The following is a 14,144-nucleotide window of genomic DNA, read 5'->3' on the forward strand; positions in this document are numbered from 1 at the left end:
GCGCCCCGCAGCCCGGGGGCGCTCACCACAGGTCGCGCTTGGCCCACGTCGGGTCGCCGTCGTACGGGTGGTAGGTGTCCAGGTTGTCCTTCGCCGGGTGCTTCAGCCCCGCCGGGCCCTCGGCGAACGCCCGGAACAGGTTGCTGGTCACCTGAGTGGTGAACGCGCCCGTGGAGTGCGGCATGTCGTGGCTGCCGTCGCCCTTGAGCCCCTCGACCCAGCGCATGGTCCCGGTGTTGAAGACCCCGGCGCCGCTCTTGGTGGTGTAGTACGCCGAGTCGGAGAAAGACCGCACGCCCCGGCAGACCAGTTTGGAGTGGGCGATGATCTCGATCGGACGCGGCGTCAGGGAGCCGGAGTTGACCCGGTCGTACTCGGTGCCGACCAGGTTGGCGAAGCTGGTGCCGCGCTTGGCGCCGGTGCCCTCGAAGAGCCAGTGCCCGGGCTCCGCGACGACGTAGGCCGCGTTCGTCGGGTTCGACTCGTACAGCGTCCCGGTCATCGAGTTCTCCGGGTGCGCGCCGGGCGGCTCGCGCCAGTCGGTGGTGACCGCCGCGTCGTCCTTGCCGTACATCGGGTCGTGCATCCAGTCGGTCTTGTAGCAGACCACCAGCCGCCGGTCACCGGCGCTCGTGCCCTCCAGGCGGATGCGGCGGAAGCAGGCGTTGGCGCCGAGGAAGGCCAGGTTGGTGCCCGCGTCCCGGGCCGCCGTCACCCGCTGGCGCATCACCGGGGTCCAGTACTCGTCGTGCCCGAGCGAGACGATCGCGTGCGCCCCGCGCAGCAGGTCCGGCTCGCTGTCGATGTCCATCGACGTCACGTACGCCAGCTTCAGGCCCAGCTTCTCCGCCAGGGCGATCGCGGGCTGCTCGTAGGTGGTGAACAGCAGCGCCCCGTTGTCGTCGAACGGCCGGTCGCAGGAGACCGCCAGCGAACGGTTCGCGTAGTCGGACTTGCCGCCCGGCCCCTGGTAGAGGCTGTGGCCGCCCCAGGTGTTGTACGCCTGCCAGGTCGCGGCACCGTTCACCAGCACCAGGCGGCCGCTCGTGCTCGCCGACCGCACGGTCATCGGAACGTAGCGCTGGGCGCCGGAGTCGGCGGTGAGCCGGATGAGGTAGGCGCCCTCCGGCCAGCCCTTGGTGGCGACCTCCACGGTGGGCTCCCAGCCCGCCGTCACGGTACGCGTGCCGCCCTTCGGACCGGGGACCTGGCGGGCGGCGCCGGCTATTCGCTCCGAGGCCCACACCTTTCGGGCCTGCGCCCCGCCGTACCAGCCCATGCGGAACGCCTCGGCGCGAAAGCCCTTGGACGTCGTGGAGACGTGCAGCCGGAACGATTCGCCGGGCAGCACGCTCACCCGGTCGGCGTACCCCTCGACCGCCCGGTCGTCGCCGTGGCTCCGCAGCCGCCAGTCGCTGTCGCCGGGAAGGTCGTTCTCCGCCTTGGCGCCCTCGCCGACCGGGTGCGCGGCGGTCCCCCGGGAAGTGCCGTTCTGCCCGTCCGCCGAGCAGCCGGCGGCCAGCGCGCCCGCGCCGACGCCCGCCGCGGCGCCCAGAAAGTGCCGCCGATTCCATTCAGCCTTGTTCATCGCACGCTCCGTGCCCACGGTGTCCCATGTCCTCACAGTGCAATGAGTCGGGCCGGGCCGCAGAGGTTGCGTCGCCGTCCGGGCGAAAGCGAGAGCTTCACTCTCCGTGTGCGCACTTGTCCGGGAATGCCACGCAGTGGTACGCCGTTGCCTACTCCTGGAAGGGAGGCCCCTGTGCCCGACCGCACTCCGGAGACGAACGTCATCGACTACCGCGCGGCCGAACAACTCCTGGCCGCCCGCGACCCGCGCGGCGCCGTCAAGCTGCTCGACCCCGTCATCACCGCCCACCCCGAGAACACGGCGGCGCGCCTGCTGCGCGCCCGCGCCTTCTTCATGGCGGCCCAACTGCGTGCCGCGGAACTGGAGTTCCAGGTCGTCCTGGAACGCGAACCGGCCAACGCCTTCGCCCACTTCGCCCTCGCCCGCACCCTGGAACGCGCCCTGCGCCCCACCGAGGCCCAACGCCACTTCCGCCTGGCCGCAGCCCTGGACGCCAACCCGGAATACCTGCGGGCGGCACGCTTCGAGGACGGCGCGGGCTCGTCCTGAGGCGGCTCGGTACAGACGGCTCAGAACAACGGTTCCGGCAAAACGCCCTCCAGGGCGAGGAGGGTGCGTTTGGTCTCCAGGCCGCCGCCGAAGCCGCCTATGCCGCCGCCGCTCTCCACGACGCGGTGGCAGGCGACGACCACGGGCAGCGGGTTCGAGCCCATCGCGACGCCGACCGCGCGGGCCGCGCCGGGCTCGCCCACCCGGTCGGCCAGCGTCTGGTAGCCGACGACCTCGCCGTACGGGACGCCCGCGGCCAGCTCCAGCAGCACGCGGTGGTTGAAGCCGCCGCTGAGGGACCAGTCAAGCGGCAGGGTGAAGCGCTTCAGCCGACCGGCGAAGTACGCGTCGATCTGGCGCGCTGCCTCCGCCAGGTGCGGCGCGCTCTCCAGGGGCGCGGCGCCGTCCCCCACGCGTATCGCCTCGCCGCTGAAACGCCCGGCCAGCCGCCGCACGGCCGCGGGGACGACGAGCCGGTCGGCGTGGAAGGCCACGTTGACCAGCCCCTGCCGCGTGGCCGCCAGCAGCAGGGGTCCGATCGGGGTGTCCCGCACCGTCCACCAGGCGGCCGGGGCAGGCTTCGATTCCGTCACGCCGCCAGCGTAGGACCCGGCACTGACAACGGGCGCCGGTTTCGGGAGCGGGGCGGTCCCCGGTCCGGGCCGGGGACCCGAGTCACTCGACGAGATTTTCCGCTTCCGCGCAGGTCAGCGGCGTATCGGAGGTGAAGGTTCGGTCCGGCGGCGGCCGGTTGTCAGTGGCTGGTCGTACGGTGTTTTCATGCGGCCCGTATCTGATATCGAACGCAAGGTGGCGCCCTTCGAGGTCGTCAGCCCCTACCAGCCCAGCGGTGACCAGCCGGCGGCCATCGCCGAGCTGGAGCGGCGCGTGCGAGCGGGCGAGAAGGACGTCGTGCTGCTCGGCGCCACCGGTACGGGCAAGTCGGCCACCACCGCGTGGATGGTGGAGAAGCTCCAGCGGCCGACCCTGGTCATCGCGCCCAACAAGACCCTCGCGGCCCAGCTCGCCAACGAGTTCCGCGAGCTGCTGCCCAACAACGCCGTCGAGTACTTCGTCTCGTACTACGACTACTACCAGCCCGAGGCGTACGTCCCCCAGACGGACACCTACATCGAGAAGGACTCCTCGATCAACGAGGAGGTCGAGCGGCTGCGCCACTCCGCCACCAACTCCCTGCTCACCCGGCGTGACGTGATCGTCGTCGCGTCCGTGTCGTGCATCTACGGCCTGGGCACGCCGCAGGAGTACGTGGACCGCATGGTCCGACTGCGGGTCGGCGAGGAGATCGACCGCGACCAGCTGCTGCGCCGCTTCGTGGACATCCAGTACACGCGCAACGACATGGCGTTCACCCGGGGCACCTTCCGGGTGCGCGGCGACACCATCGAGATCTTCCCGGTCTACGAGGAGCTGGCCGTCCGCATCGAGATGTTCGGCGACGAGATCGAGGCCCTGTCCACCCTCCACCCGCTCACCGGCGAGGTCGTCACCGACGACCAGGAGCTGTACGTCTTTCCCGCCACCCACTACGTCGCCGGTCCCGAGCGCATGGAACGTGCCATCACCGGCATCGAACAGGAGCTGGAGACCACCCTCGCCACCCAGGAGAAGCAGGCCAAGCTGCTGGAGGCCCAGCGGCTGCGCATGCGCACCACGTACGACATCGAGATGATGCGCCAGATCGGCACCTGCTCCGGCATCGAGAACTACTCCCGGCACATCGACGGCCGCGACCCGGGCTCCGCGCCCAACACCCTCCTCGACTACTTCCCGGAGGACTTCCTCCTGGTCATCGACGAGTCGCACCAGACGGTGCCGCAGATCGGCGCGATGTACGAGGGCGACGCCTCCCGCAAGCGCACCCTGATCGAGCACGGCTTCCGCCTCCCGTCCGCGCTGGACAACCGCCCGCTGAAGTGGGAGGAGTTCCTGGAGCGCGTCGACCAGACCGTCTACCTGTCGGCCACCCCCGGTCCGTACGAGCTGTCCCGCTCCGACGGCGTCGTGGAGCAGGTGATCCGCCCCACCGGGCTGGTCGACCCGCAGGTGATCGTCAAGCCGACCGAGGGCCAGATCGACGACCTGGTGCACGAGATCAGGCTCCGCGCCGAGCGCAACGAACGCGTCCTGGTCACCACCCTCACCAAGAAGATGGCCGAGGACCTCACCGACTACATGCTGGAACTCGGCATCCAGGTGCGCTATCTGCACAGCGACATCGACACCCTGCGCCGGGTCGAGCTGCTGCGCGAGCTGCGCGCGGGCGAGTTCGACGTGCTCGTCGGCATCAACCTGCTGCGTGAGGGCCTCGACCTGCCCGAGGTCTCGCTGGTCGCGATCCTCGACGCCGACAAGGAGGGCTTCCTGCGCTCCGGCACCTCGCTGATCCAGACCATCGGCCGCGCCGCGCGGAACGTCTCCGGCGAGGTGCACATGTACGCCGACAAGGTCACGCCGGGCATGGCGCGCGCCATCGACGAGACCAACCGGCGCCGCGAGAAGCAGATCGCGTACAACACCGAGAACGGCATCGACCCGCAGCCGCTGCGCAAGAAGATCGCCGGCATCCTCGACTCCTTCGCCCGGGAGGACGCCGACACCGAGGAGCTGCTCGGTTCCGGACGGCAGCGTTCGCGCGGCAAGGCACCGGTGCCGGGGCTGTCGGCGAAGGCCGGGGAGAAGCGGGCCGCGAAGAGTCTGCCCGCCGCGGAACTCACGGAGCTGATCGAGGAGTTGACAGAGCAGATGCACACCGCCGCAGCCGAGTTGCAGTTCGAGGTGGCGGCCCGCATCCGCGACGAACTGGGTGAACTGAAGAAGGAGTTGCGGCAGATGAGGGAGGCGGGGGTCGCCTGACGGGCGCGTTCCGGACGCCGTACGGGACGTCCCGCCGCCGGTAATCGTCGCAGGAATGCCACAAACGGCGCCCGGGGGAGGGCGCCGCGCGCTCGCCTGCGTAGGGTTTGCGACGAGCGGCGCGACGAACAGAGGGGACAGGCGCGTGACGGTGAACTTGGCCAAGGGACAGCAGGTCAGCCTGACGAAGTCCGGTGGCGGCACGCTGAGCGCGGTGCGGATGGGCCTGGGCTGGCAGGCGGCGCCCCGTCGCGGTCTGTTCGGCAGCCGCACCCGGGAGATCGACCTCGACGCCTCCGCCGTGCTCTTCGCGGACGGGCAGCCGGTCGACGTCGTCTACTTCCGCCACCTGATCAGCGACGACGGCTCGGTGCGGCACACCGGCGACAACCTCGTGGGCGGCGCGGGACAGGGCGGCGACGACGAGTCGATCCTCGTCGACCTGGAGCGGGTGCCGGTCCACGTCGACCAGATCGTCTTCACCGTCAACTCCTTCACCGGCCAGACCTTCGCCGAGGTGCGCAACGCGTTCTGCCGCCTGGTGGACGAGACATGCGGCCAGGAGCTGGCGCGTTACACGCTCGACGGCGGCGGCCCGTACACCGCGCAGATCATGGCGAAGGTGCACCGCGGCGCCAGCGGCTGGTCCATGACCGCGATCGGCACTCCGGCGAACGGCCGTACGTTCCAGGACCTGATGCCGTCGATCGTGCCGCACCTGTAGCGGTACGGCGGCCGGCCTAGGGGAGGGGCTGAGGGGATGGGCGTCGAGCTGGTACGCGGGCAGAACCGTCCGTTGACGCGGACCCGGCTGGAGATCCGGGTGCGGGCGGCCGTCCCGCTGCCCACCGCGGTGATCGTGGACGGCACGGACGACCAGGATCCGGTCCGCCTGGCACATCAGGGCGGGCCCGCGCTGCCCGGGGTGGAGTTCCGCGCGGCCGCGGACCGGCCGCTCATCGTCGATCTGGCCGCGGTCCCGCCCGGGACCCCGCGGCTGACGGTGCTGCTCGCGCTGCCGCAGGGCCAGGACGCGCCGACGTGCTTCGGCCGGATCACACCGCCGCCGCACGTGGCGGTGGTCGGCGTCGGCGACGAGGAGCTGGCCCGCTTCACGTTGCACGGCCTCGACACGGAGACAGCGGTGGCCGCGCTGGAGCTGTATCGCAGGCAGGGGGCCTGGCGGATCCGCGCCGTGGGCCAGGGCTACGCGGCGGGCCTGCGCCGCATGCTGGAGGAGTACGGCGTCCCGGACGCGGAGCGGGATGCCGGGCGGATGCGCGGCACGACCGCCTCGGATCGCTCGTCCCCCGCCATACCCGCCCAGCGCAGCGGCCCGCCCACGCAGCCCGGCACGTCTCCGTCCGCGCACGCCACGCCCCCGTCCGCCACGCCGCCCCCCGGGCCCGCTGCCGCAGCCGACCCGCACCCGGCAGCGGCCCTCAGCGCCGAGGACCGTCCTGACCCGAGTCAGCCCGTCGCGGGGGACGCCGTCGGATGGACGCTGGAGGAACGTCTGTACAACCAGGTCGGCGGCGTGTTCGAAGACCTGACGAGGCGCATCGCCGCCTACCGGGGCGCTGTCGACTTCGCGCAGTCGCGGCTCGACGCCGAACTCGACGCCCTGCTGGCCGACCCCGCGGACCGGACCGGAGCCGCCCACGACGCCTCGCGCGAACGAGCCCAGGCGCGCCGCGACGCGCTCACCGACCAGGCCCGCGCCGCGCTCGACCACGACCTGCGCGGGCTCACCGCCGAGTCCGAGGTGGTCGAGCCCGCGCTGCCCCCGGCCATGGCCGGCTGGGAGAGCCCCGCGTGGCACGGTTACCGCGTGCCGTCGGCGGCGGACGCGACGCCGCTGGCCGTACGCCTCGGGGACCTCCACCTGCCCGAGGTGCCGGAACTGCGCGTCCCGATGCTGCTGCCGCTGCCTCTCGACGAGGGGCTGTGGATCGACACCGGCCAGGGGTACGGCGCCGCGGCGGCGGCCGAGCCCGACGTGCCGCGCCGCAGGGCCGCCGAGATGGCGGCGGCGCTCGCGCTGCGGCTGCTGGCCGCACATCCGGTGGACGGGCTCACGGTCCACCTGGCGGCGGCCGGTGACCGGGACGCGGTGTCGGACGCGTTCGGCCCGCTGGGGGTGACGGGGTCGCTGCGGCAGTGGGACGAGGCGGCCGGGCTGCTGGCGGCGATGACGCGGCACGTGGACCTCGTACAGCTGGCGCTGCGGGCCGGGGCGCCGGACGCGTTGCCGCCCGATCTGGACCCCGGCCGCCATCTGCTGGTCGTCGGCGACTTCCCGTACGGCGTGGACGACCGCGCGATCACCCAGCTGCGTTATCTGCTGGACGAGGGGCCCGCCGCCGGGGTGCACGTGATGCTGCTGGCGGACCGTGCCGACGCCCAGGCGTTCGGGCCCGTGCTGGACCCGTTGTGGCGCTCGCTGCTGCGGCTCACCCCGCTGCCCGACGATCACCTGGCGGATCCGTGGGTCGGGCACGCCTGGACCTACGAGCCGCTGATGGTGCCGGACGGCAGCCGGGTGCTGGAACACGTCGCGCTCGAGCTGGCGGCGGCACGCCAGGCGTACGGCGAAGGACGGACCGGCCACTGAACTGCACATTTGAATAGTACTTTACCTCCACTTGGTGATTCCTGTACCGTCTTCGGTGTGGACGTTTCCCTCGCCCTCTGGGGGCTCACCATCGCGGGCCTGTGCGCCCTGATCGCGGTCGACTTCCTCGTCGGCGGCCGCAAGCCGCATGACGTGTCCCTCAAGGAAGCCGGGCTGTGGACGGCGGTGTGGGTCGCCCTGGCCGGGCTCTTCGGGCTCGGTCTGCTGGTCTTCGGAGGCGGACGACCCGCCGGTGAGTTCTTCGCGGGCTTCGTCACCGAGAAGGCGCTCAGTGTCGACAACCTCTTCGTGTTCGTCCTGATCATGGCGAAGTTCGCCGTGCCCCGTGTGCTCCAGCAGCGGGTGCTGCTCGTGGGCGTCCTGATCGCGCTGGTGTTGCGCGCGGTCTTCATCGCCGCGGGCGCCGCGCTGATCGCCAGTTTCTCCTGGGTGTTCTACCTGTTCGGAGCCTTCCTGGTGTGGACCGCGTGGAAGCTCCTGCGGGAGGCGCGCGCGGACCGGACACCCGCGGACGGGAAGCCGGCGCACGGGAAGCCGGCGACGGGAGAGAAGGCGGAGTTCGAGGAGAACCGACTGCTCAAGGCCATCGAACGGCGCATCCCGACGACCGACAGGTTCCACGGCACCGCGCTGTTCGTGATCGAGGGCGGCAAGCGGCTGGTGACGCCGATGCTGATCGTCATGCTGGCGATCGGCATGACGGACGTGCTCTTCGCCCTCGACTCGATACCGGCCATCTTCGGCCTCACCCAGGACCCGTACATCGTCTTCACCGCCAACGCGTTCGCGCTGATGGGTCTGCGGCAGCTGTACTTCCTGCTCGGCGGCCTGCTCGACCGGCTGGTCCACCTGTCGTACGGGCTCTCGGTCATCCTCGGCTTCATCGGCGTCAAGCTCGTGCTGCACGCGATGCACGAGTCCGGTGCCCACGTGCCCGAGATATCCGTGCCCGTCTCGCTCGGCGTCATCGGCGCCGTCCTGGCGGTCACCACGGCCACCAGCCTGATCGCCTCCGGGCGGCGGACGGAGGCCGAGGCGGCGCGGGACGAGGCCGCGGAGGTGGGCGAACCCGAGCCGGAGTCGGAGCCGCAGCCGGAGCCCGAGACCGCGGCGCGCGTCTGACCCCCGCACCGCACGGGCCACGCCACCGCGCTCCGCCGGACCCGCCACGCCGGACTCCCACCCCGGCGCGCGGGCGCCACCCACCGGGCGTCTAACCTGGTTGCCGCAATCGAGCCGGTATCGCACCGGTCGGTACGAGGGCGTCCGATATGAGGGCAGGTGGGTGCCGGTGAGCGCCGTGGCGGCGACGTTGGCGGTGACGGAACTGCCGGAGCTGACGGGCTCCCGCTTCCTGACCTCGTGGGAGCTCGACCCGGTCGCGCTCGCGTTCGTGGTGCTGCTCGGCGCGCTGTACGCGGCGGCCGTGCTGAAGCTGCGGCGACGCGGTGAGAGCTGGCCGGTGGCGCGGACGGCGGCGTTCGCGGTGCTCGGCCTCGGCGTGATCGTCCTCGCGACGATGTCCGCGCTGATGGTCTACAGCCGGGTGCTGTTCTGGCCCGCCGCCGTGCAGAACATCATGCTGGACCTGCTCGCCCCGCTCGGCCTCGCGCTCGGCGATCCGGTGACGCTGGCCGGGCGCGCGCTGTCACCGTCCGGCGGGCGCAGGCTGGACGCGGTGATGCGCAGCTGGGTGGTGCGGCTGCTGACGTTCCCGTTCGTCAGCTCGGTGCTCGTCCTGATCTCCGAGTTGTCGATCTACTTCACCTCCTACTTCCAGACCGCGCTGCGCGAGGACGGCGTGCGGCAGCTGATGCACCTGCAACTGCTGCTCAGCGGCTGCCTGTTCGTGCTGCCGATGCTGACCAAGCAGGAGATGCTGCCGCGCTGGTGCACCCACCCGATCCGGGCGCTGCTGGTCTTCATCGACGGGCTCTTCGACTCGCTGCCGGGCATCGTGGTGATGCTCAGCGGCACGCTGGTGGCCGGAAACTGGTACGCCGCCCACCCGCGCACCTGGGGCCCCACCCTCCAGCGCGACCAGCAGATCGGCGGCGGGCTGATGCTCACCATCGCCGAGCTGATCGGACTGCCGTTCCTGGGCGCGGTGTTCGTGGAGTGGTGGCGCGAGGAGCGGCGCAAGGCCGTCGAACTGGACGCGCGGCTCGACCGCGAGCTCGTCCCGGTCGCCGTGGGGGTGGCCTCCGGCGGATCCGCGCCGCAGGACACCGCGCCGATGCTCGGGGAACCCGCGCGGGGCGCCGGGGCGGACGCGGCGGACGCCGCGGACCACGCGATCGGTGTAGACAGTGCGGCTAGTGCGGCCGGTGCGGCCGATGCGGAGACCACGGACGGCGCGCCCGGCGCCGCACTGGCCGGTCCCGCCGGTCCCGCCGGTCCGGGCGGTCCGGGCGGTCCGCAGATGGTCCGGCCGTGGTGGGAGACCGAGAGCGGCGAGGTCGCGGAACGCGTCCGCCGCAACACCGGCCGCGGGGCCCGCCGCTAGGCTCCGACGGCCAGACCGTCGTCCGACAGGAGGCCGCGTTGCTCACCCTCGATCTGCATCCCATCTTCCGCAACAACCGTGATATCGAACTCGCCCTGCGCCAGGCGATCTTCACCGCGGTGCGCAGTCGCGAGACCGTCGTCGAGATCATCCCCGGCAAGGGCAGCGGGCAGTTGATGAAGCGGGTGATGGCCTTCCTGGGCCAGAAACACATCAGGAAGATGTACGACCACCTGGAGACCGATCCCAGGAACTCCGGGCGTGTCCTGGTCCACTTCGTCTACGGCGAGGGCCCCGCGGCGGGCGGCGGCCGTGGCTGACGACCCGACACTGCCGTACGGGGGCGTGGACGGGGACGGTCATGACGAGTCGGCCCCTACGGGCCGCCGCCGGGTCACCTGCCGGGTGTGCGGACGTCCGTTGCACGGCAGGCAGGCACGGCTGTGGGGCCTGGGCGACGACTGCCGCGCCAAGCTCGCGCAGCGCGCGGCTCCGCGCCCACCGGCCCACGAGGCCGACCAGGACCCGTTGCCGGGCCTGTGAGGCGCGGGAGGGCGTTCGGGTGCGGGACGGCAATCGGGCGCGGGAGGGCCGGTCGGCGCCGTACTGCTTACGGGCGTACCGCGTGGGCGCCGTACCGCGTGCGGGCGTACGCCTGAGGGCGTACCGCGTGGGCGTCGTACCGCCGGTGGGCATACCGCGTACGCGGGGCGGGCCCGTGAGAACGCGGGCCCGCCCCGGATGAATCCTTTCCGCCGCGTCGTGGGCGTCGAGGCGTCAGGACGCCTCGGCCTCCCGCGCGCTCGTCTGCCCGTCGATCCAGACCACCTCCGTCGCGCCGCCGTGGCTGTGCACCCACTCGGCGTCCGTCACACCACCGGGCCAGAACACCACCGACGCCGGTTCCCGCACCCAGCGGATGGACGCCGAGCCGTCGGGCCAGGCGACTCCCCACGCCACCACGCCCGTTCCCGACGCCCCCGTCACGTCGAGGTGACGTTGCAGGTAGAAACGGCGCGGCTCCAGTTCCGGAAGTTCCGAAAGATCCGACACAAGGCACCTCTACTTCCCACCTGAGGCCTACCCATCTCCCATACATGCTCCGTGCAGGGGTGGATGAACCGCGATGGACGGAATGTGTCTTCCGTTTGAAATGAGTCCCACCACGCGGGACCGGACAGCGGCGCGGGGCCGCCCGCAGCCGGTACGACCCGGTCCGGCGTCAACCGCCCCGCTCACCAGCCCCGTTCACGCCACGCGTTCGAATGCGCCCGCTCGGCAACCGGCGTCTTGGCGTTCCAGTGTCCACGATAGACCGAGGTTTCGTCCGGGAGTTGGCCGAAGTGTTTCGCTCCGAGGACCCCGAGAGCCGACCCCCTAGCAGCCAAGGACCGCCCCCGTGCCGCAGCCTTCGTACCTCGGTGATCGGCGCCCTGACCACGGACGCCACGCACGCGAGGGCTTCCTCAGGGGGACGATTCATGTGGCGAGCGTAGAAGCGCGAGATCTCTTCTGAGGGAGAACAGGAGAACAGGGGAACGGGAGAACGGGAGGACGCAGCCGTCGCTTCGCCGCTCGACGGCCGCGATGCCGCTCAGCCCGTTTCGAGCCGCGCTGCCACGACCGGCCGGATCGCAGTGGTGGGCCGGGACGTCGGTGGTGACGGTGGAGGTGCGGTGGGCGCACCTCTCGGCGCCCTGTCCCAGCCCTGTCCCAAGTCGCAGAGCGCTTCAAGTGACCCCTGGCAGGGAGCAGGATGGGCGCCATGGTGGAGATCGGTTTCCTGACCGAGTCCGACCGCGTCCGCTGGGAAGCGCTGGCTCGCGGCAAGGACGCGTACTTCAAGGTCGAGCGCAGCGACGACAGTTACGAACGGACCTGGCGGCGCCTGCTCGACGACGAGCGCATACGCGGGGTCGCCGCACGGCTCGACGGCAGGATGGTCGGCATCGCGCACTACCTGTTCCACGCCAGCGTCTGGTACTCCGAAAAGTGCTATCTGGCCGACCTGTTCGTGGATCCGGAAGCCCGGCGGCAGGGTGTCGCGACGGCGGTGATCGAGTGGGTCGCGCGTGACGCCGAGGAGAACGGCTCGCCCGGCCTCTACTGGAACACGCTGGAGGACGCTCCGGCTCGCGCGCTGTACGACAGGCTGGGCAGGTTCCATGAGGGGCTCGTCCTCTACACCTACCGGCGTGATGCGAGCCGGGCCGCCGTAGAAGCCGGGGCGGGAAGCCACGCTTCGGCCGTGCTGCCCGAGCAGCAGCCCGGGTCCCGCTGACGAGCGTCTGCCGATTGCCGACAGCGTGAGCCGGTTCCTCGCCGGGACGCGTGCGCGAGGCAGTCGTGGCAGCGAAGCGGGGCCGCCCCCGTGCCGGGCGGCCCCGCTCTCGTGCTTCGGCTACCAGCCCCGCTCGCGCCACTCCGACAGATGCGGCCGCTCGGCGCCCAGCGTCGTGTCGTTGCCGTGGCCCGGGTAGACCCACGTCTCGTCCGGGAGCCGGGCGAAGAGCTTCGCCTCCACGTCCCCGAGCAGGCTGCGGAACGCCTCGGGATCGTTGAAGGTGTTGCCCACGCCGCCCGGGAAGAGACAGTCCCCGGTGAAGACGTGCGGGTGGCCGTGCGGGTCGTCGTAGACCAGGGCGATGCTGCCCGGGGTGTGGCCGACGAGGTGGCGGGCGGTCAGGGTGACCCGGCCGACCGCGATCGTGTCGCCGTCGTCCACCGGGACGTCCGTGGGCACCGGGATGCCCTCCACGTCCAGGCGGCCCGCGTACGTGCGGGCGCCGGTGGCGTCGACCACCTCGCGCAGCGCGCCCCAGTGGTCGCCGTGCCGGTGCGTGGTGATCACCGACGCGATCCCGCTCTCCCCGATCGTGCCCAGCAGGGTCGCGGACTCGGCCGCGGCGTCGACCAGCGCCTGCTCACCGGTCGCCCGGCACCGCAACAGGTACGCGTTGTTGTCCATCGGGCCGACCGCGACCTTGGTGATCATCAGATCGGTGAGTTCGTGCACGTCCGGCGGGCCGCCGACCTTCACTGCTCCGGTGTACGACATGGCGTCACCCTAGCGGTGGCAGCACCGGCAGCGGCGCCTGCGGATCCGCCGTCAGGTCCTCGCCGCGACTGCGCCCGGTGACCCAGGCCAGCAGCGCGCCGGCCGGGCCGCTCACCGTCAGCTCGGGTTCGTCCGCGTTGCCGATGTTCCAGGTCTCGCCGGAGTCGGTACAGCGCAGCCGCACCGCGGGGATGCCCTCGCGGCCGGACAGGCCGTCCGCGAGCGCGGCCAGGTCCCGCGCGACGAAGCCGGCCGGCAGGTCGGCGCAGGTCCGGCCGACGTCCAGGTCGACCAGGTGCAGGTGCAGCTCCCGCAGCCGCATCATCGGGATCTGGGCCGCCGGACGCACCCCGCCGTGCCGGGTGCGCACCTGCGCCGCCCAGGCCTGCGGCGGCATGGCGTCCATCGCCTCGGCCAGCGCGTCCGCGCCCCGGCGCAGGTCGGCGAGCTGCTCGGGCAACGGGCGGGACGCGCCGTCCTCGATGTCCTTGTTCCTGGCCTCCTCGCTGACGTACATCGCGCGTTCCTCGCCGGTACGCGCCCAGGTCAGCAGGTTGACCAGCGCGTCGGAGTTGCGCGCCAGGTGGGTCATGACGTGGCCGCGGGTCCAGCCCGGCAGCAGCGAGGGGCCGGTGACGGCGTCCGGGGCGAGCGCGGACGCCGCCTCGAACAGCGCGGCGGTGGCGTCGCGCACCTCGGCCGCATCACTCACGGGATCGAGTCGTTGGACGGACAAGGAGGGCCTCCTGGGGGTCGTCTCGTTGTCGATCACCTCTGACGCTAGCGCGGCTCACTCGGTCGGGTGAACATGGCCGCCGCCGACCGGGAATCGAATGTGCGTGCTATACGCTCGTAGAGAGACACCACCAGGCGTCACCAGACGTCAGCAGAGACATCACCGAGACTCCAAGGCATTCGGCAAGAAGAG

14 protein-coding genes are annotated in these 14,144 nt (G+C 71.7%); 9 read left to right on the forward strand and 5 right to left on the reverse strand.

What is annotated here, in order from left to right; genetic code table 11:
* Positions 1–22: 22 nt before the first annotated feature.
* The gene (locus K7472_RS21515) at positions 23–1,588 is read right to left on the reverse strand and encodes a N,N-dimethylformamidase beta subunit family domain-containing protein (protein WP_222980151.1); all 1,566 of its coding nucleotides are present in this window, start codon (positions 1,586–1,588) and stop codon (positions 23–25) included.
* Positions 1,589–1,762: 174 nt separating this feature from the next.
* Here K7472_RS21515 and K7472_RS21520 point away from each other — a divergent pair, with 174 nt between their 5' ends.
* Positions 1,763–2,140 carry a tetratricopeptide repeat protein gene (locus tag K7472_RS21520; protein ID WP_222980152.1) on the forward strand — a complete coding sequence of 126 codons (378 nt, stop codon included), beginning with the start codon at positions 1,763–1,765 and terminating at the stop codon, positions 2,138–2,140.
* 20 nt (positions 2,141–2,160) lie between these two features.
* On the opposite strand, the gene K7472_RS21525 is transcribed toward K7472_RS21520, so the two are convergent.
* Positions 2,161–2,733, reverse strand: a complete 573-nt coding sequence (locus K7472_RS21525; RefSeq protein WP_222980153.1) for a methylated-DNA--[protein]-cysteine S-methyltransferase — start codon at positions 2,731–2,733, stop codon at positions 2,161–2,163.
* 187 nt (positions 2,734–2,920) lie between these two features.
* Between K7472_RS21525 and uvrB the strand changes: the two genes are divergently transcribed.
* From uvrB to K7472_RS21560, 7 genes are all read left to right on the forward strand, one after another.
* Positions 2,921–5,017 carry an excinuclease ABC subunit UvrB gene (gene uvrB / locus K7472_RS21530; RefSeq protein WP_252396012.1) on the forward strand — a complete coding sequence of 699 codons (2,097 nt, stop codon included), beginning with the start codon at positions 2,921–2,923 and terminating at the stop codon, positions 5,015–5,017.
* A gap of 145 nt (positions 5,018–5,162) precedes the next feature.
* Positions 5,163–5,741, forward strand: a complete 579-nt coding sequence (locus K7472_RS21535; protein WP_222980154.1) for a TerD family protein — start codon at positions 5,163–5,165, stop codon at positions 5,739–5,741.
* 36 nt (positions 5,742–5,777) lie between these two features.
* Positions 5,778–7,631, forward strand: coding sequence for a TerD family protein (locus tag K7472_RS21540; RefSeq protein ID WP_222980155.1), 1,854 nt, complete (start codon positions 5,778–5,780; stop codon positions 7,629–7,631).
* A 57-nt stretch (positions 7,632–7,688) separates the two neighbouring features.
* Positions 7,689–8,774: a TerC family protein gene (locus K7472_RS21545; protein WP_222980156.1), complete on the forward strand. Its 1,086-nt coding sequence runs from the start codon at positions 7,689–7,691 to the stop codon at positions 8,772–8,774.
* A 169-nt stretch (positions 8,775–8,943) separates the two neighbouring features.
* Positions 8,944–10,158, forward strand: coding sequence for a cytochrome c oxidase assembly protein (locus K7472_RS21550; RefSeq protein ID WP_308014018.1), 1,215 nt, complete (start codon positions 8,944–8,946; stop codon positions 10,156–10,158).
* Between the two features lie 38 nt (positions 10,159–10,196).
* Positions 10,197–10,478 carry a Smr/MutS family protein gene (locus K7472_RS21555; RefSeq protein WP_222980157.1) on the forward strand — a complete coding sequence of 94 codons (282 nt, stop codon included), beginning with the start codon at positions 10,197–10,199 and terminating at the stop codon, positions 10,476–10,478.
* Positions 10,471–10,701, forward strand: a complete 231-nt coding sequence (locus K7472_RS21560) for a DUF6011 domain-containing protein (protein WP_222980158.1) — start codon at positions 10,471–10,473, stop codon at positions 10,699–10,701. Before K7472_RS21555 ends, K7472_RS21560 begins: the two co-directional genes overlap by 8 nt.
* 234 nt (positions 10,702–10,935) lie before the next feature.
* Here K7472_RS21560 and K7472_RS21565 read toward each other — a convergent pair whose 3' ends face one another.
* Positions 10,936–11,211 (reverse strand): hypothetical protein, encoded by a 276-nt coding sequence (locus K7472_RS21565; RefSeq protein ID WP_308014019.1) that lies wholly within the window; start codon positions 11,209–11,211, stop codon positions 10,936–10,938.
* Between the two features lie 703 nt (positions 11,212–11,914).
* Here K7472_RS21565 and K7472_RS21570 point away from each other — a divergent pair.
* Positions 11,915–12,439, forward strand: a complete 525-nt coding sequence (locus K7472_RS21570) for a GNAT family N-acetyltransferase (protein WP_252396013.1) — start codon at positions 11,915–11,917, stop codon at positions 12,437–12,439.
* Positions 12,440–12,559: 120 nt separating this feature from the next.
* On the opposite strand, the gene K7472_RS21575 is transcribed toward K7472_RS21570, so the two are convergent.
* Positions 12,560–13,216, reverse strand: coding sequence for an MBL fold metallo-hydrolase (locus K7472_RS21575; protein ID WP_222980159.1), 657 nt, complete (start codon positions 13,214–13,216; stop codon positions 12,560–12,562).
* Positions 13,217–13,220: 4 nt separating this feature from the next.
* Positions 13,221–13,928 carry a maleylpyruvate isomerase family mycothiol-dependent enzyme gene (locus K7472_RS21580; protein ID WP_308014020.1) on the reverse strand — a complete coding sequence of 236 codons (708 nt, stop codon included), beginning with the start codon at positions 13,926–13,928 and terminating at the stop codon, positions 13,221–13,223.
* Positions 13,929–14,144 lie beyond the last annotated feature (216 nt).

The sequence above is a fragment of the Streptantibioticus parmotrematis genome, from assembly GCF_019890615.1.
Classification (GTDB): Bacteria; Actinomycetota; Actinomycetes; order Streptomycetales; family Streptomycetaceae; genus Streptantibioticus_D; species Streptantibioticus_D parmotrematis.